The organism is Rhizobium lusitanum (genome assembly GCF_014189535.1).
Classification (GTDB): domain Bacteria; phylum Pseudomonadota; class Alphaproteobacteria; order Rhizobiales; family Rhizobiaceae; genus Rhizobium; species Rhizobium lusitanum_C.
In genome coordinates, this window is record NZ_CP050308.1 from 1,643,913 (window position 1) to 1,661,938 (window position 18,026).

Annotated in this window: 12 protein-coding genes; 10 read left to right on the forward strand and 2 right to left on the reverse strand. The window is 60.4% G+C overall.

Annotated elements, in window-relative coordinates; all coding sequences use genetic code 11:
• Positions 1 to 11 precede the first annotated feature (11 nt).
• The gene (locus HB780_RS33155; RefSeq protein ID WP_286203161.1) at positions 12 to 320 is read right to left on the reverse strand and encodes a hypothetical protein; all 309 of its coding nucleotides are present in this window, start codon (positions 318 to 320) and stop codon (positions 12 to 14) included.
• A 216-nt stretch (positions 321 to 536) separates the two neighbouring features.
• On the opposite strand from HB780_RS33155, the gene HB780_RS21745 reads away from it, so the two are divergent.
• Together HB780_RS21745 and HB780_RS21750 are read left to right on the forward strand one after the other, a co-directional pair.
• Positions 537 to 767, forward strand: a complete 231-nt coding sequence (locus HB780_RS21745) for a hypothetical protein (RefSeq protein ID WP_183696401.1) — start codon at positions 537 to 539, stop codon at positions 765 to 767.
• A 94-nt stretch (positions 768 to 861) separates the two neighbouring features.
• Positions 862 to 1,335: a hypothetical protein gene (locus tag HB780_RS21750; RefSeq protein WP_183696404.1), complete on the forward strand. Its 474-nt coding sequence runs from the start codon at positions 862 to 864 to the stop codon at positions 1,333 to 1,335.
• Positions 1,336 to 1,368: 33 nt separating this feature from the next.
• Here HB780_RS21750 and HB780_RS21755 read toward each other — a convergent pair whose 3' ends face one another.
• Positions 1,369 to 1,653, reverse strand: coding sequence for a hypothetical protein (locus HB780_RS21755; RefSeq protein WP_183696407.1), 285 nt, complete (start codon positions 1,651 to 1,653; stop codon positions 1,369 to 1,371).
• Between the two features lie 428 nt (positions 1,654 to 2,081).
• On the opposite strand from HB780_RS21755, the gene HB780_RS21760 reads away from it, so the two are divergent.
• From HB780_RS21760 to glgB, 8 genes are all read left to right on the forward strand, one after another.
• Positions 2,082 to 3,182, forward strand: coding sequence for a DUF475 domain-containing protein (locus HB780_RS21760; protein WP_183696410.1), 1,101 nt, complete (start codon positions 2,082 to 2,084; stop codon positions 3,180 to 3,182).
• A 261-nt stretch (positions 3,183 to 3,443) separates the two neighbouring features.
• A complete protein-coding gene (locus HB780_RS21765; RefSeq protein ID WP_183696413.1) occupies positions 3,444 to 4,871 on the forward strand; it encodes a mannose-1-phosphate guanylyltransferase/mannose-6-phosphate isomerase in 1,428 nt (475 codons plus the stop codon).
• Between the two features lie 179 nt (positions 4,872 to 5,050).
• On the forward strand, positions 5,051 to 8,374 hold the full coding sequence (locus HB780_RS21770; RefSeq protein ID WP_183696416.1) for a transglutaminase family protein: 3,324 nt from the start codon (positions 5,051 to 5,053) through the stop codon (positions 8,372 to 8,374).
• A gap of 13 nt (positions 8,375 to 8,387) precedes the next feature.
• The gene (locus HB780_RS21775; protein ID WP_183696419.1) at positions 8,388 to 10,805 is read left to right on the forward strand and encodes a circularly permuted type 2 ATP-grasp protein; all 2,418 of its coding nucleotides are present in this window, start codon (positions 8,388 to 8,390) and stop codon (positions 10,803 to 10,805) included.
• 4 nt (positions 10,806 to 10,809) lie between these two features.
• The gene (locus HB780_RS21780; RefSeq protein ID WP_183696422.1) at positions 10,810 to 11,694 is read left to right on the forward strand and encodes a transglutaminase family protein; all 885 of its coding nucleotides are present in this window, start codon (positions 10,810 to 10,812) and stop codon (positions 11,692 to 11,694) included.
• Positions 11,695 to 11,799: 105 nt separating this feature from the next.
• Positions 11,800 to 13,050 (forward strand): vWA domain-containing protein, encoded by a 1,251-nt coding sequence (locus HB780_RS21785; protein ID WP_183696425.1) that lies wholly within the window; start codon positions 11,800 to 11,802, stop codon positions 13,048 to 13,050.
• Between the two features lie 299 nt (positions 13,051 to 13,349).
• Entirely contained in the window at positions 13,350 to 15,812 is a 2,463-nt protein-coding gene (locus HB780_RS21790; protein WP_183696428.1) for a glycogen/starch/alpha-glucan phosphorylase, read from the forward strand.
• Complete coding sequence (gene glgB, locus HB780_RS21795; protein WP_183696431.1) at positions 15,809 to 18,016, forward strand: 1,4-alpha-glucan branching protein GlgB; 2,208 nt, start codon at positions 15,809 to 15,811, stop codon at positions 18,014 to 18,016. The genes HB780_RS21790 and glgB overlap by 4 nt, the downstream gene beginning before the upstream one ends.
• Positions 18,017 to 18,026 lie beyond the last annotated feature (10 nt).

Consider the following 18,026-nt stretch of genomic DNA (forward strand, 5'->3'; position numbering starts at 1 on the left):
ACCGTGCGCGATCAGAGATCCAGGAAGTGCTGGAACACCGACGACGTGGGATAGGCATAGAAGCCGCGGTCCACGAAACCGTGTCTATACAAACAATTTCTCAATGCCAGAATGTACAGGGTGCTGTTTGGATCGGGCGATCCCCGATGCCAGGAATAGGCCTCCGGTTCGCAACGGTTCAGCGCCCTGTCGTATCTCTCCAGAAGCACGGGATCACTGTCGACGCGGACGCCGTGGTATGACTGGTAGTTCGAGGGTGCTTCGCCTGCGGAGACGCAAGCCAAGCTCAATAGAGCTCCCAACGCTAACATCATTCTCATCTGCTTTGACCTCTCGCTCGTGGCGCCTCGAATGCTCGACCGCGCAGCTTGAGAATAAAGCTCTTTCCTTCAATATCCAATCACATGCTGATGTTCGGCGCCCGAACCCGTTCGTGGCGGGTAGGTTTCACACAATTTCCATTCGCAGACGCTTGACTTCCGCTCGCGCTGTCACACTACTGTTATGCTAAGGCGTTGATCGTACGGGAGGACGAGATGGCGATTGTAAAGAAGCAGTTCTATAAAAACCACAAAACCAATGGTGATGAATATCTGTTCCATCTCGCCCGCGACACCGACAGCGGCGAGGTCTTCATCATCCGCCAATCCGACTATGTCGTCGATGGCGGCAGCGAAAAGCAGATGACGCTCTATGACTTCCTGGCCGGCGGCGGCAACCGGCAGAACGCCCTTCTGCAGCTGATCGGGACGCTCGTGCCGGAATGACCGGCACTCCTACCCGCGGCTGTATCTGAGCGCTGCGGGTTGACTGCCACATTTCGATCGGCAAACGTGTCTGGGCTTTAAAGGAGCCCGTAACATGCGATTCGCAGGCCTTGCCACTGCTTTGACAGTCATGACCGTTGCCACGAGTGCCGGCGCGCAGAATTTTCCAGGCCCCGGCGTGGCCGTCATCGATGGCAAGTGCTCCAAGCTCGTTGTCGGCAAGCTCGATGCGTCCAAAGGCTGTACACCCCAGATCGCCAGCGTGACGGGACCGGACGGCTCGGTGACGTTTATCTTTTCAGCCGGCGGCAAGATGCTTGGCTTCCAGGGTGACGGGCGCGGGATCAAGCCGGGCGCCACAAAGGGAACGATACAATTGCCGGTCGAGGTCATCTCCACCGGCGCCGGCAACAAGATCGCCGGCCAGGTTGAGGCAAAAGGCGTCTGCACCTTCTCCAACCCCTATTCCGGCAAGCCTGTCGCATTCCAATGCTCGGCGAAATCGAGCGAACTGAGCTTTACCGGCAGCTTCCTGTCGAACGGCAAGCCGCCGCGCACCAAAAAGTAACCGGTAGCCTCAAGCCGGACGAACGCATCCCTGTCAAAAAAGGGCGCCCGAAAGCGCCCTTTCCGGAATTTTATTGGGAGCCGCCTTTTTCTTGCCCCCATGATTGGCATCGCCCGGCGCCTCGCGAGAAAGATCCGCGCCGCTAACATGCGCTGGTACGTGGACATCATCATGTGCCCGGGGTTGCAACGTCAGATCGACTTGGTGCGGCGGCAGCACCTGTGCCTGGCGCAGGGAATTCGGCCGCGCGCGTTTCTGCCGTGCCGTCAGTTCCGGCCTTTGTTCCTTCGTCTTTGGGTGGATGGGGTGCAGGCTCATGGGAGGTTCTCCTTGTCCGTTGCTCTCTATCCGGCAATGGAATCCGCCTGAGGAATCCGTTCGACAACGGACTTTGCTCTGCCCGCCTTAAAACCAAACGCCACCTGCCGCGTTTGGTTCCGGAAAATCCCGTATAAGCGGACGCGAAAGCATCGACATCCAATTCGGCTCTTGACGTACATCGCAACTTCACTAACTAATGGTGGCATCTTCGCGCCTTCTGACATCGGCTGCGGAGCGAACTATGGTGCCGGGCCCCTCTGGCGAGAGTTTTTACGGCGCTCTCGCGATGTCGGTACCGCCTGCAGATGAGCCGGCGGATTTCTTTTCATGAATAGTTTGACCATGCCTCGCCCGCATGCCGTCTTCGGCATGCGGTTGCGCTTTCGATCCGAATATCTCCCCTCCGTTTGCAGCGAGGTGCGCCCATGACGCGGTCCACCTCCTCCAGATCCGTGCTCGGCTATTTCGGCTGGGCTTTCGCTGTTACCGTTGCCGGTCTCGCCCTTGGCGCGCTGCTCGGCTGGAATGCGACCGGCACGCTCAGCGGTCTCGCGACAGCCTTTTTCATCTGCTCTGTGCTGGCCGTGCTGGAGATCTCCCTCTCCTTCGACAACGCCATCGTCAATGCCAACAAACTGAAGGAGATGACGCCGCTCTGGCAGCACCGCTTTCTGACCTGGGGCATCGTCATCGCCGTCTTCGGCATGCGCATCGTCTTCCCGCTGGCGATCGTCGCCATCGCGGCCTGGATCAATCCTTGGGAAGCGCTGAAGCTTGCGGCGGCCGAGCCAGAGCAGTACGCGCGGATCATGCATGATGCACATCTGCCCATCGCCGCTTTCGGCGGCACCTTCCTGATGATGGTCGGCCTCACCTACTTCTTCAATCACGAGAAGGATGTGCACTGGATCGCCTTTGTGGAAAAGGCGATGGCGCGTTTTGCCACCATCAAGGGCATCGAGATCGCCTTCGTTCTGATCCTCATTCTGACCTTCTCCTCCCTGCTCGATGGCGAGGATTCGACGACATTTCTCCACGCCTCCATCTACGGTCTCCTGACTTTCCTGCTGGTGGAAGTCCTCGCGGGCTTTCTCGATGCCTCGCAGAAAACCATGAGTGCCGCCGCCAAGGGAGGCTTCGGCGCCTTCCTCTACCTCGAGGTTCTCGACGCCAGCTTCTCGTTCGACGGCGTCATCGGCGCCTTCGCGCTGACGCAGAATCTCTTCATCATCGCCATCGGCCTCGGCATCGGCGCCATGTATGTGCGCTCCATGACGATCATGCTGGTGGAAAAGGGTACGCTCGCGCACTATCGCTACCTAGAGCACGGTGCCTTCTACGCCATCCTGATCCTCTCGGTGATCATGTACGTCCAGACGCTCATGCATATTCCCGAGGTCATCACCGGCCTTGGCGGCGCGGCCCTGATCGGCATCTCGCTGTGGTCGTCGATCCGCTACAACAAACGCAACGGCGTCGAGCATGGGCCTGCCCATGAAGAACCGGGCGACCGGGCCGAGGCGTAAGGGAGAATACGCGACCGTTGCCGCTCAAAGCGGCAACGGTTATCTGTCTCGACGAACTGTTCGCCACAAAGCTTTCATCTTTCTCTCAGAGAATAAGCTTTCCGATCAGAGTCTATTAGAATTTCCACACTAAAATCGGCAAAGTTCGCAGTCGACGGCAGAGCGCAATGGCGATAGAGTTGTCAAGGAATTGACTTAAACTATCGCATACGTTGCAGACTTTCGCGTCACGCTTGAACAAGTGTTTAGGAGAAAGAAAGAATGGTAGCCAAAATCGTCCCGGTGATCATGGCCGGAGGCAAGGGAACACGGTTATGGCCGCTGTCTCGCGCCTCGGCGCCGAAGCAATTTATTCAGTTCATCGGCGACAGGACGCTCTTTCAAAACACGCTGGAGCGCGTTTCCGATGCCGAGCTTTATGAAGCGCCGATCGTGCTCACCAACGAAGAATTCCGCTTCCTCGTTGCCGAGCAGGCGCGCGAGCTCGGCCTGACGCTGGCCGCCGTGCTGCTGGAGCCGGTTGCCCGCAACACCGCTGCCGCCGTCGCCGCCGCCGCCACGCTCGTGACCGAGCTTTTCGGCAAGGACGCAACCATGCATGTCCTGGGCTCCGACTACGAGATCGACGCCAACGCGACCTATTACGATTGCGTCCGCATCGCTCGCGATACCGCGCTTCAGGGCAAGCTTGTCACCTTCGGCATCGCGCCGACCGAGCCGGCAACCGGCTATGGCTATATCGAAAGCGGCAAGGCGCTGCCGACCGGCGCTCATGTCGTCAAGCGCTTCGTCGAAAAGCCGGTCCTCGAAAAGGCCAAGGAGATGATCGCCAGCGGTGGGTACTACTGGAACTCCGGCATGTTCATGTTCTCCGCCGCCCAGCTTCTGTCCGAAATCGGCGAATATGCACCCGAAGTCGAAAAGGCTGCCAGCAAGGCTGTTTCCAAGTCGAAGCGCGACCTCGACTTCACGCGCCTCGATGCCGAGAGCTTCGCAAAGAGCCCCGATATCTCCATCGACTACGCGCTGATGGAAAAGACGGCGAATGCAGCCGTCGTCCCCTCGCCCTTCACCTGGTCGGATCTCGGAAGCTGGGATTCGGTCTGGAAGGTCGGCAAGCAGGACGACAATGGCAATGTCGCCGCCGGCAGCACGACGCTGGTCAATACCAAGAACTCGCTCGTCATGACCCACGGCATCCACCTCGCCGTACAGGGGCTTGAAGACGTCGCGGTCATCGCCAGCGAAGACGCCGTCTATGTCGGCCATCTCAAGGACAGCCAGGAAGTCGGCAAGCTGGTCAAGCTGCTGGCGGGCCACAAGACGACGGCCAAGCTCACCGAGACGCATCCGACATCCTATCGTCCCTGGGGCGGCTATACCTCGGTGCTGAACGGCGAGCGCTTCCAGGTGAAGCGCATCTTCGTGCTTCCGGGCAAGAAGCTATCGCTGCAGAAGCATCACCACCGTTCCGAGCACTGGATCGTCGTCAAGGGCACAGCCGAGGTGACGGTCGGCGAAAACGTGCAGATGCTGCGCGAGAACGAGTCGGTCTATATTCCGCTCGGCGAAGTCCACCGCCTCTCCAACCCCGGCAAGATCCTGCTGGAGCTGATCGAGGTGCAGACGGGCTCTTATCTCGGCGAAGACGACATCATCCGTCTGGTCGATGAATTCGGCAGAAGCTAAGGTCTTTAATGGCAATGACTTCAAGGCGGCGGGCAAAAAGCCCGCCGTTTTATTTTTGCATCCCATGCGCAGACCCTGATTGACCGCCAAGACGCCTTGCATTCTCTCGCTGCATTGCACACACTGTCGATGGGAACAGCAATTGCCGCACAATGATGCGGGGCTAGGCAAAGAGACATATGGCGATCAAAGCAAGCATCTATCATCTCACCCACTATAAATACGACAATCCGATCCGCCTTGGCCCCCAAGTCATTCGCCTGAAACCAGCCTCGCATTCCAAGACCCGCGTCCTCAGCCACTCCTTGAAGGTCACGCCCTCCAATCATTTCGTCAATCTGCAGCAGGATCCCTACGGCAACTATCTCGCCCGTTTCGTTTTCCCCGATCCGGTGACCGAGCTGAAGATCGAGGTCGATCTCGTTGCCGACATGACGGTCTACAATCCCTTCGATTTCTTCGTCGAGGAAGAGGCCACCAAATGGCCCTTCGACTATCCGGAGACGCTTCGCGAGGATCTGTCGATCTACATGAAGCCGGAGGTGCCGGGACCGCTGCTAGAAGCTTTCCTCGCCACGCTCGACCGCTCCGAGCAGCAGCCCACCGTCGACATGATCGTCGGTATCAATGCGCGGCTGCAGCAGGAGATCGGCTACGTCATCCGCCTGGAAACCGGCGTGCAGACGCCGGAGGAAACGCTGGAGACGGCCAAAGGCTCATGTCGCGACACGAGCTGGCTGCTCGTCCAGGTCCTTCGTCACCTTGGCCTCGCCACCCGCTTCGTCTCCGGCTACCTCATTCAGCTCACGCCGGACCTGAAGGCACTCGACGGCCCCTCGGGCACGGAAGTCGACTTCACCGACCTGCATGCCTGGGTGGAAGTCTATCTTCCTGGCGCCGGCTGGGTCGGCCTCGACCCGACGTCCGGCTTGCTCACCGGCGAGAGCCACATTCCACTCGCCGCTACGCCGCATTTTCGCAACGCCGCCCCGATCTCCGGCGGCTATTTCGGGCAAGCCAACACCGAATTCGACTTTGCGATGAAGGTCACCCGCGTCGCCGAGCATCCGCGCATCACCAAGCCTTTCTCCGATGACAGCTGGGATGCGCTGAACGCGCTCGGCGAAGAGGTCGATCGCGTCCTGCAAGCTGAAGACGTGCGCCTGACCATGGGCGGCGAGCCGACCTTCATCTCGATCGACGATTTCGAGTCTGAAGAATGGAACACCACCGCTGTCGGCCCGACCAAGCGCGACCGAGCGGATCAGCTGATCCGCCGCCTGCGTGACCGCTTCGCGCCCGGCGGCTTCCTGCATTACGGCCAGGGCAAATGGTATCCGGGCGAGAGCCTGCCGCGCTGGACCTTCTCGCTCTACTGGCGCAAGGACGGCAAGCCGGTCTGGCAGAATCCCGCCCTGATCGCCGAAGAGACCGCAAAGACCGGCGCCAGCGTGGAGGATGCCGGAAAGCTTCTGAGTGCAATTGCCAAGGAGCTGGCGATCGAGCCCGAGATGGTGGTACCGGCCTATGAAGATCCGGCCGAATGGATCATCAAGGAAGGCAGCCTGCCGGAAAACGTCGACCCGTCCAATTCAAAACTCAAGGACCCCGAGGAGCGCAGCCGTATCGCTCGCGTCTTCGAGCGCGGCCTGACAACGGCGACAGGCTTCGTCCTCCCCGTGCAAGCCTGGAATGCACAGGCGACAGGCACGCGCTGGATGAGCGAGAAGTGGAGCACGCGGCGCGGCAAGATCTACCTGATGCCGGGTGACTCGCCGATCGGCTACCGCCTACCGCTCGGCACCCTGCCCTACGTGCCGCCGTCGCGTTATCCCTATATCCATACCGTCGATCCTTCCATTCCGCGCACGCCCTTGCCCGATGTCATCGTGCCGGCCGGCCGTGCCATGCCGGAAGCGTCCTTCCAGGCCGGCGAAGGCGCGCAATCGCGCACCGAGCAGACGCTTGGCGATATCAAAGGCGCGGTCCGCACGGCCATTTCGGTCGAGCCTCGCGACGGCCGGCTCTGTGTCTTCATGCCGCCGACCGAAGGAATCGAGCAGTATCTCGAATTGCTGACTGCTGCCGAAAATGCTGCGGCGGAGCTCGGACTGCCGGTGCACATCGAAGGCTATTCGCCGCCCCAGGACGAACGCATCAACGTGATCCGCGTCGCCCCCGATCCCGGCGTGATCGAGGTCAATATTCACCCGGCGTCGAACTGGCAGGACTGCGTCGACATCACCACGGCAGTCTATGAAGAGGCCCGGCTGACACGCCTCGGCACCGACAAGTTCCTGATCGACGGGCGCCACACCGGCACCGGCGGCGGCAACCATGTTGTCGTCGGCGGCGCCAATCCGGGCGACAGCCCCTTCCTGCGCCGGCCGGACCTGCTGAAGAGCCTGGTGCTGCATTGGCAGCGCCATCCGGCACTCTCCTACCTTTTCTCTGGCCTGTTCATCGGCCCGACCAGCCAGGCGCCGCGCTTTGACGAAGCGCGCCACGACAGCCTCTACGAGCTGGAAATCGCGATGGCTCAGGTGCCGGCACCCGGCCACGGCATCCCACCGCTGCCCTGGCTCGTCGACCGCCTGTTCCGCAACCTCCTGACCGATGTCAGCGGCAACACTCATCGCTCGGAAATCTGCATCGACAAGCTGTTCTCGCCGGATGGACCGACAGGCCGCCTGGGCCTGGTGGAATTCCGTGGCTTCGAAATGCCGCCGAATGCCCGCATGAGCCTTGCCCAGCAATTGCTGGTCCGCGCCCTCATCGCCCGCTTCTGGCGCAATCCAATCGATGGCAATTTCGTCCGTTGGGGCACGGCGCTGCACGACCGTTTCATGCTGCCGCATTATATCTGGCAAGATTTTCTCGATGTGCTGGCGGACCTCCGCCAAAACGGCTTCGACCTTCGTCCCGAATGGTTTCAAGCCCAGCTCGAATTCCGCTTCCCCTTCTGCGGCGAAGTCGAATACGAGGGCAGCAAGCTGGAACTGCGCCAGGCGCTCGAGCCCTGGCATGTCATGGGTGAGGAAGGCGCACCCGGTGGCACTGTCCGTTACGTCGACTCATCGCTGGAGCGGTTGCAGGTGCGGCTCGAAACCAACAATCCGGCGCGCTACACCGTCGCCTGCAACGGCCGCGCCATGCCGCTGACGCCGACGGGCACCTCCGGGGTTTCGGTTGCCGGCGTCCGTTATAAGGCCTGGCATCCGGCTTCCGGTCTGCATCCGGTTTTGCCAATCAATACACCACTGACCTTCGACATTTATGATACATGGTCGAAACGTTCGATCGGCGGCTGCATCTACCATGTTGCCCATCCGGGCGGCCGGAACTATGACACTTTCCCCGTCAATGGCAACGAGGCCGAAGCGCGGCGCTTGGCGCGATTCGAGCCTTGGGGACATACGGCGGGCGATTATGCCCTGCGGGCGGAAACGGTGTCGGCGGAATTTCCGCTGACGCTCGATCTCAGGCGGCCGATAGGAGTCTGAAACAGGAATAAGCATGCGCAAAAAAACAGCGACGAAACGGCGTGATCCGGTAAGGGCTGGCATCGGCAACGATCCGGCCTTTGCCTATTCGGCCCTACCTGGCGTCGCCGACGAGATGGTGGACAATACCGGAGCCGTGCGCCCGGTCTGGCAGAACCTGCTCGCAGCGCTCAGCCGCATGCCGGAACAGGAGCTTCTGGAGCGCTTCGCCCGCGCCGACCGCTACCTGCGCGATGCCGGTGTCTTCTATCGTGCCTATGGCGCGAAGGGCCTTAGCGAACGCAACTGGCCGATTTCACACATTCCAGTGCTGATCGATGAGCGCGAATGGCAGACGCTGTCGGAAGGTCTTTGTCAGCGCGCCGACCTGCTAGAAGAGGTCATCGCCGATATTTATGGCGAGAACCGGCTGGTGCAGGAAGGCTTGCTGCCACCGGCACTGGTCGGTGGCAATCCGGAATTCCTGAGGCCGCTTGCCGGCATCAAGCCCGCCGGCGGTCACTATCTGCATTTCCTTGCCTTCGAGATCGGTCGTGGTCCTGATGGCAACTGGTGGGTGCTTGCTGACCGCACCCAGGCACCGTCGGGTGCAGGCTTCGCGCTGGAAACCCGCGTCGCCACCACCCGCGCCTTTTCCGACATCTACGCCGAAACCAGGGTACATCGCCTCGCCTCGTTCTTCGGTGCTTTCCGCGATACGCTTCAGGGCGCAAAGCGCGGCGCCACGGATCGTATCGCCGTGCTGACACCGGGGCCGGCCAACGAGACCTATTACGAACACGCCTATATCGCCCGCTATCTCGGCTTCATGCTGCTTGAAGGCGAGGATATCACCGTCGTTAACGACCAGCTCATGGTCCGCACCGTCGCGGGACTGAGGCCGATCAGCGTGCTCTGGCGCCGCCTCGACGCTTCCTATGCGGACCCGCTGGAGCTCAACCAGCAATCCCATATCGGCACGCCAGGCCTGGTCGAGGCGCTGCGGGCGCAAACCGTCACCATCGTCAACGGGCTCGGTTCCGGCATTCTCGAAACCCGTGCGCTTCTCGCCTTCATGCCCACCATCTGTCGGCATTTGCGTGGCGAAGAGCTGAAACTGCCGTCGATTGCCACCTGGTGGTGCGGACAGAAGGCCGAGCGTGCCCATGTCGCCAAGCACATCGAGAAGATGGTGATCGGCCCGGCCTATTCCTGCATGCCCTTCTTCGACGACAGCGGCCAGTCGGTGCTCGGCTCGACGCTGCGCACCACCGCCAAGGAATCGATTGCCGACTGGCTGGCGAAGGACGGCCAGAAGCTGGTCGGCCAGGAGGTCGTCACGCTCTCAACGACACCCGCCTGGGTCAACGGCAAGCTGCTGCCACGGCCGATGAGCCTGCGCGTCTTTGCTGCCCGCACCGAAAAGGGCTGGCAGATCATGCCCGGCGGCTTTGCCCGTATCGGCAGCGGCGACGATGTCGCGGCCATCGCCATGCAGGCCGGCGGCTCGGCCGCCGACGTCTGGATCGTCTCCGACAAGCCGGTCGAGCGCCACACGCTACTGCCGGCCGAAGAGACGTTTACCCGCAACATGCCCGGCAGCCTGCCCAGCCGCGCCGCCGACAATCTCTTCTGGCTCGGCCGCTATATCGAACGCGCCGAAGGGGCATTGCGCATCCTGCGTGCCTGGCACGCACGCTTTGCGGAATCGGCAGATCCCACCCAGCCGCTGCTCGCCGATGTCAGTGCCTATCTCGGGGCAGTCGATATCGACACCGAGGAAGCCGTGCCGGAAAGCCTGCTGCGCAACATCGAGAGCGCCGTCTATTCCGCCAGCAATATCCGCGACCGCTTTTCGCCGGACGGCTGGCTGGCGCTGAACGATCTCGCCAAGACCGCCCGCCGCTTCCACGAAACGGTCAAGCCCGGCGATGACGCCAGCCATGCCATGACCATCCTGTTGCGCAAGCTCGCCGGCTTTGCCGGTCTCGTGCATGAAAACATGTATCGCTTCACCGGCTGGCGTTTTCTGTCGCTCGGCCGCTATATCGAGCGCGGAATGCACATGACACGCCTGCTCGGCCATATGTCCGGCCCGGAGGCGCCCGACGGCGCGCTCGACATGCTGCTTGAAATCGGCGACAGCGTCATGACCCACCGCCGACGCTACAACGTCAATACGGCGCGGCTGACGGTGACCGATCTCCTGGCGCTCGATCCGCTCAACCCGCGTTCGGTTCTGTTCCAGATGAACGAAATCCACCGCGAGGTGGAGCAATTGCCGAACGCCTTCGTCAACGGCCAGATGTCGCCCTTCTACCGCGAAGCCATGCGGTTGCATTCGGGCCTGGCCGTCATGACCCCGGAAACGATGAACGACGAGGTCTATCAACGGCTGGAACGGGAGCTGGAACGGCTCTCCGATCTCCTGGCCCAGACCTATCTCGGATGATGTGATGCTTTATGACCTGTCACTGCACATGGGCTATATCTACGACGTGCCGGCCAGCGGCGCGCGCCACATCATGCGCCTGCTGCCGCTGTCGCTTAACAACCGCCAGCGCCTGATTGCCGGCTCGCTGAAAGTCTCGCCGCATCCCGACGAGCAATCGAACTTCACCGATTTCTTCCAGCATCCCACGACCTCGATCCTGGTGCGCAATCACCACGAAAAGCTGGATATCCGCATGCAGGCGCGCGTGCAGGTGGAGAGCCAGCCGATCACCGCCGACTTCTCGCCCGTACTTGCCGAGCTCCCGGACGAGATCAGCGACTGCTGGGCGGTCGATTCGTCCTCGCCGCATCATTTCCTCGGCACCAGCCCCCGCCTGCCGGAAACGGCCGAGATCGCCGACTATGCTCGGCAATGGGCGACGACCAAACTTACCGTGATGCAGATCGCCCACGCCGTCTGCACCCAGATCTACAAGGATTTCGCCTATGATGCCAAGGCGACGACGGTGGAGACTACGCCGAAGGAGGCATTCCGCCTGAAGCGTGGCGTCTGTCAGGATTTCACGCATGTGATGATCATCGCATTGCGCAGCCTCGGCATTCCCGCCGGCTATGTCAGCGGCTTCCTGCGCACCATCCCGCCACCCGGCAAGGAGCGGCTGGAAGGCGCCGACGCCATGCATGCCTGGGTCCGCGTCTGGTGTGGCGAAACGGCCGGCTGGATCGAGCTCGATCCGACCAACAATATCCCCGCCGGCACCGACCACATCGTCGTCGCCTATGGCCGCGATTATTCCGACGTCGCCCCCGTCATCGGCGTGCTGAAAAGCTATGGCAGCCAGAAGACTGTCCAGGCCGTGGATGTTATTCCACTAAAGCAGCATTAATTACACCAGTCGCTAAAAGTCGAACAATCATCTAAACGCCGAGCTTAGATTTCCCGCCGATATTTGCGGCCATTCTGAGGCTATTACTTCGTTGGGGCGAACGTGATGATCATTGGTTCGAGTAAATTTCGCAGCCTACTACAACTTATACGAGATCGATCGGGAAATTTCGGCATCCTTACCGCGATTGCCCTACCGGTCGTGGCAGCAACGGCAGGCGTAGCCGTCGATGTCACCAACATGGCAGTGTCCAACAGCCAGTTACAGGCAGCAACCGATGCGGCCGCTCTTGCCACAGCAACAGCGCTTGGCAATGGCACAGCGACGACAAGCAACGCCCAGCAATTGGCGACCCAATTCGTGACCGGGCAGATGTCGAACTATCTTGCAGGCGATACGGATACCATCAACTCGCTCAAGACCGGCACGAGCGCGAGCATTACAAAAACCACCGATTCCTCCGGTAACGCTGGTTACACCGTCGTTGTGGATGCGTCCTATTCGATGCAGGTGAATGGCATGACGCGCATGCTCGGCTTAACCTCGATGAACGTCGGCGCATCGAGCACATCGACTAGTGGCGTCGGCGCATCGTCCGAAGCGCAAAAGAACCCACTTTCGATGTATCTCGTTCTCGACCGCTCCGGCTCAATGGACGAGGCGACAAACACGGTCAATGCCGAGAAGCCGACGACCACTTATACCTATTCCTGCAGGACGACGAACTCATGGGGCTTGCCGGTCAACGGCAACTGCACGGGCACGAAAGCCAACTATTACACAAAGATTGAATCGCTGAAGATCGCGGTCACCAACCTATCGACACAGCTCAACAAAGCCGATCCGAACAACCAATATGTTCGCACCGGTGCAGACTCGTATAACTCCGTCGCTCAGACACCTTCAGCGCTAGCCTGGGGTACGACCGGTGTCACCAAATACGTTAACAATCTGACGGCAAGCGGAACGACGAATTCGGCGCCAGCCTTCACCGCTGCGGTAACGGCTCTGACATTGGCATCCACGACACCTGGACTGACAAACGAACAACTGCAGCACAAAAACAAAAGTGGAATAGCGAACCCGTCCACATACATCGTCTTTATGACAGACGGCGAAAACAACGTCGCAAACGCTGATACGGAAACAAAAAAACAGTGCGACAAAGCACGCAATGCCGGCATCCGTGTCTACACCATCGCCTTCATGGCTCCGGAAAACGGTGAAGCATTGCTGAAGTACTGCGCGACGACGGCCTCTGACTATTTCACTCCGCAGAATGCCGCAGATCTGTTCAGCGCCTTCTCATCGATCGCGAGTCAAACATCGAAACAAATCACCCTGCTGACCAAATGAGGTCCAATGCCGGGCATACCGACGACCAAAGAGGGGCCACAAATGCAAAAGCCGCTCCGGAGCAATCCGGGGCGGCTTTTTCTAGTCAATCAATCCGCCGATAAGAGCCGGAAAAACAACCGAAATCAAGTCTTTTCGCTGCCTCGGGAATGCTGGTGGGCTATTTTCACCTCCGTCGGAATTCACCTGTTGCAACAACTTTACATCGGTGCGTAAACTGCTAGTTAGACGAGATGGCAATTTGGTTTACTCAGGCGTAACATTCTGAATATAAATCACAAATGGCGAGAGTTGATAGTATGAATAGCTTGACGAAGGCCAATCTCCCCGCCCCAGCTCCCCGCAGTTCCCGCCCTGAAATCCTCGCAGAGGAAATCATCGAGCGCCTGACCTATCGCATCGGCAAGGACGCGAAAGTCGCCAAGCCGCATGATTGGCTGACCGCAACCATCCTCGTCATTCGCGACCGCGTCATCGACAAGTGGATGGAATCGACCCGCCGGGCCTACGAGACCGACGCCAAGCGCGTCTATTATCTCTCCCTCGAATTCCTCATCGGCCGCCTGATGCGTGATGCGGTCTCCAACCTCGGCCTGATGGAGGAGATCACCCACGCACTCTCCTCGCTCGGTGTCGATATCCGTGTGATTGCCGGTCTCGAGCCCGATGCGGCGCTCGGCAATGGTGGTCTTGGTCGTCTGGCTGCCTGTTTCATGGAATCGATGGCCACCGTCGAGGTCCCGGCCTATGGCTACGGCATCCGCTATGTCCACGGTCTCTTCCGTCAGCAGATGGCCGACGGCTGGCAGGTGGAGCTGCCGGAAACCTGGCTTGCCCACGGCAACCCCTGGGAATTCGAGCGCCGGGAAAGCGCCTATGAAATCGGCTTCGGCGGCGCCGTCGAAACCGTTGGCGATCATGATGACCAGCCCCGCTACGTCTGGAAACCTGCCGAGCGCGTCATCGCCGCCGCCTTCGATACACCCGTCGTCGGCTGGCGCGGCAACCGCGTCAACACGCTGCGTCTCTGGTCGGCCCAGCCGATCGACCCGATCCTGCTCGACGCCTTCAACGCCGGCGATCACATCGGCGCACTGCGCGAAAGCAACAAGGCCGAAAGCCTGACCCGCGTCCTCTATCCGGCCGATGGCACCCCCGCCGGCCAGGAGCTGCGCCTGCGCCAGGAGTTCTTCTTCTCCTCCGCCTCGCTGCAAGACATCCTGCGCCGCCATCTGCAGCAGTATGACGACCTGAACAATCTGGCCGACAAGGTCGCGATCCAGCTCAACGACACCCATCCGGCCGTCTCCATTGCCGAAATGATGCGTCTCTTGGTCGATGTTCACGGCATGGATTTCGAGCATGCCTGGAATATTACCCGCGATACCTTCGCCTACACCAACCATACGCTTCTGCCCGAAGCGCTGGAAAGCTGGCCGGTGCCGCTGTTCGAACGACTGCTGCCGCGGCACATGCAGATCGCCTACACGATCAACGCCAAGATCCTGCTCGAGGCCCGCAAGACCCGCAATTTCAGCGATGCGGAAATCCGCTCGATCTCGCTGATCGACGAGAACGGCGACCGGCGCCTGCGCATGGGCAACCTCGCCTTCGTTGGCTCGCATTCGATCAACGGCGTCTCGGCGCTGCATACCGACCTGATGAAGGTCACTGTCTTTGCCGACCTGCACAAGCTCTATCCGGATCGCATCAACAACAAGACCAACGGCATCACGCCGCGCCGCTGGCTGATGCAATGCAATCCTGGCCTGACAGGCCTCATCCGCGAGGCCATCGGCGACGATTTCCTCGACGATGCCGAAAAGCTGAAGCCACTCGACAAGTTCGCTCGCGACAGCGCCTTTCAGGAGAAATTCGCCGCCATCAAGCGTGCCAACAAGGTGCAGCTCTCCAATCTGGTCGCCAGCCGTATGGGAATCAAGCTCGATCCCAACGCGATGTTCGACATCCAGATCAAGCGCATCCATGAATACAAACGCCAGCTGCTGAACATCATCGAGACCGTAGCACTCTACGACCAGATCCGTTCCCATCCGGAACTGGACTGGCAGCCACGCGTAAAGCTGTTCGCCGGCAAGGCGGCGCCGAGCTATCACAACGCCAAGCTGATCATCAAGCTGATCAACGACGTCGCCCGCGTCATCAACAATGACCCGTCGGTGCGCGGCCTGCTGAAGGTCGTCTTCGTGCCGAACTACAATGTCTCGCTGGCTGAGATCATGGTTCCGGCCGCCGACCTGTCCGAGCAGATCTCGACGGCCGGTATGGAAGCGTCCGGCACCGGCAACATGAAATTCGGCCTCAACGGCGCGCTGACCATCGGCACGCTGGATGGCGCCAATGTCGAGATGCGCGACAATGTCGGCGAGGACAATATCGTCATCTTCGGCCTGACGGCCGATGAAGTCGCCAATTTGCGCAGTGACGGCCACGACCCGCGCGCCGTCATCGCGCGTTCGCGCGAACTGGCGCAAGCGCTCGATGCCATCGCCTCGGGTGTCTTCTCGCCGGACGACCGCACCCGTTATGCCGCTCTGATCGACGGTATCTATACCCACGACTGGTTCATGGTCGCGGCCGATTTCGATGCTTATGCCGCCGCACAGCGCGACGTCGACACGATCTGGGCCAATCCCTCAGAATGGTATGCCAAGACGATCAACAACACCGCTCGCATGGGCTGGTTCTCCTCCGATCGGACGATCCGTCAATATGCCAAGGAAATTTGGAGAGCCGGATGAAAAAGCCGAAAAGACCCGTTGACGGCATAGCCTTGAGGGACATTTCGGCAGACGAGATTGCTGCAATTCTCGCAGGCAGCCATTCCGATCCGTTCGCCGTCCTTGGCGTGCACCGGACGGATGACGGCTTTATTGCCCGTTGTTTCATTCTCGGCGCCGAAGCCGTAACCGCCATGTCGCTCGACGGCACCGTCATCGGCGAGTTGGATTGCCTCGACCCGGCCGGTTTCTTTGCCGGCAGCGTCAAGATCGCCAAGCTGCAGCCAGTGCGCTATCGCGCCCGGCGTGGCGACGTCGAATGGGCCGTAACCGACCCCTACAGCTTTGGGCCGGTCCTTGGCCCGATGGACGACTACTTCCTCCGTGAAGGCACGCATCTGCGCCTGTTCGACAAGATGGGCGCACACCCGATAAAACACGAGGGCGTGCAGGGCTTTCACTTCGCCGTCTGGGCACCGAACGCGCAGCGCGTCTCAGTGGTCGGCGATTTCAACGGTTGGGACGGCCGTCGGCATGTCATGCGGTTTCGCTCCGACTCCGGCATCTGGGAAATTTTCGCGCCTGATGTTCCCGCCGGCGTCGCCTATAAGTTCGAGATCCGCGGCCGTGACGGCGTTCTGCTGCCGCTGAAGGCCGATCCCTTCGCCCGCCGCAGCGAACTTCGCCCGAAGACCGCCTCGGTCACCGCCAACGAGATGACCCAGGTCTGGGAAGACACGGCCCACCGCGAGCATTGGGCAAGCGTCGATCAGCGTCGCCAGCCGATCTCGATCTATGAGGTGCATGCCGGCTCCTGGCAGCGTCGTGAGGACGGCTCGATGCTGTCCTGGGACGAGCTCGCCTCGCGCCTCATCCCCTATTGCGTCGACATGGGCTTCACCCATATCGAACTCATGCCGATCACCGAGCACCCCTACGATCCGTCCTGGGGCTATCAGACTACCGGCCTCTATGCGCCAACAGCCCGCTTCGGCGAGCCAGAAGGGTTCGCGCGCTTCGTCAACGGCTGTCACAAAGTCGGCATCGGTGTCCTTCTCGATTGGGTGCCAGCGCATTTCCCAACCGACGAACACGGCCTGCGCCAGTTCGATGGCACTGCCCTTTATGAACATGAAGACCCACGCAAGGGCTTTCATCCCGACTGGAACACGGCGATCTACAATTTCGGCCGCACCGAAGTTCTCGCCTACCTGCAGAATAACGCGCTCTACTGGGCCGAGAAGTTCCATCTCGACGGCGTGCGCGTCGACGCGGTCGCTTCGATGCTCTACCTCGACTATTCGCGCAAGCACGACGAATGGATCCCAAACGAGTATGGCGGCAACGAGAACCTGGAGGCCGTTCGTTTCCTGCAATCGATGAACAGCCGGCTCTATGGCGCGCATCCCGGTGTCATGACCATCGCCGAGGAATCGACCTCCTGGCCGAAGGTATCGCAGCCGGTCCACGAAGGCGGCCTTGGCTTCGGCTTCAAGTGGAACATGGGCTTCATGCACGACACGCTGAGCTATCTCGCCCGCGAGCATGTTCACCGCAAGTATCATCACAATGAGCTGACCTTCGGCCTGATCTACGCCTTCTCGGAAAACTTCGTCCTGCCGCTCTCCCATGACGAAGTGGTGCACGGCAAGGGATCGCTGATTGCCAAGATGGCGGGCGACGACTGGCAGAAATTCGCCAATCTGCGTGCCTACTATGCCTTCATGTGGGGTTATCCCGGCAAGAAGCTGCTGTTCATGGGCCAGGAATTCGCGCAATGGAGCGAGTGGAGCGAAGAGCGCGCGCTGGACTGGAACCTGCTGCAATATCGCATGCATGAGGGCATGCGGCGCCTGGTGCGGGATCTCAACTTCACCTATCGCAGCAAGCCGGCCTTGCATGCCCGCGACTGTGAAGGCGAGGGTTTCGAGTGGCTGATCGTCGATGATTTCGAAAATTCGGTCTTCGCATGGCTGCGCAAGGCGCCGGGCGAGAAGCCGGTGGCAATCATCACCAATTTCACGCCGGTCTTCCGCGAGAATTATAGTTTGCGCCTTCCGGCTGAGGGACGGTGGCGCGAAATACTGAATACCGATGCCGACATTTATGGCGGCAGCGGCAAGGGGAATGGCGGGCGTGTCCAGGCCGTCAATGCGGGTGGCAGCATACAGGCAACGATAACGCTGCCGCCGCTGGCAACCATCATGCTCGAACCGGAATTTTAAGACCATTACG

What these genes read in the sequence shown, in the direction of transcription:
- HB780_RS21770 (WP_183696416.1), top strand. Translation starts at nt 5,051, where the DNA reads ATGGCGATCAAAGCAAGCATCTATCATCTCACCCACTATAAATACGAC.
- HB780_RS21755 (WP_183696407.1), bottom strand. Translation starts at nt 1,653, where the DNA reads ATGAGCCTGCACCCCATCCACCCAAAGACGAAGGAACAAAGGCCGGAA.
- HB780_RS21750 (WP_183696404.1), top strand. Translation starts at nt 862, where the DNA reads ATGCGATTCGCAGGCCTTGCCACTGCTTTGACAGTCATGACCGTTGCC.
- HB780_RS21775 (WP_183696419.1), top strand. Translation starts at nt 8,388, where the DNA reads ATGCGCAAAAAAACAGCGACGAAACGGCGTGATCCGGTAAGGGCTGGC.
- glgB (WP_183696431.1), top strand. Translation starts at nt 15,809, where the DNA reads ATGAAAAAGCCGAAAAGACCCGTTGACGGCATAGCCTTGAGGGACATT.
- HB780_RS21790 (WP_183696428.1), top strand. Translation starts at nt 13,350, where the DNA reads ATGAATAGCTTGACGAAGGCCAATCTCCCCGCCCCAGCTCCCCGCAGT.
- HB780_RS33155 (WP_286203161.1), bottom strand. Translation starts at nt 320, where the DNA reads ATGAGAATGATGTTAGCGTTGGGAGCTCTATTGAGCTTGGCTTGCGTC.
- HB780_RS21780 (WP_183696422.1), top strand. Translation starts at nt 10,810, where the DNA reads ATGCTTTATGACCTGTCACTGCACATGGGCTATATCTACGACGTGCCG.
- HB780_RS21785 (WP_183696425.1), top strand. Translation starts at nt 11,800, where the DNA reads ATGATCATTGGTTCGAGTAAATTTCGCAGCCTACTACAACTTATACGA.
- HB780_RS21745 (WP_183696401.1), top strand. Translation starts at nt 537, where the DNA reads ATGGCGATTGTAAAGAAGCAGTTCTATAAAAACCACAAAACCAATGGT.
- HB780_RS21765 (WP_183696413.1), top strand. Translation starts at nt 3,444, where the DNA reads ATGGTAGCCAAAATCGTCCCGGTGATCATGGCCGGAGGCAAGGGAACA.
- HB780_RS21760 (WP_183696410.1), top strand. Translation starts at nt 2,082, where the DNA reads ATGACGCGGTCCACCTCCTCCAGATCCGTGCTCGGCTATTTCGGCTGG.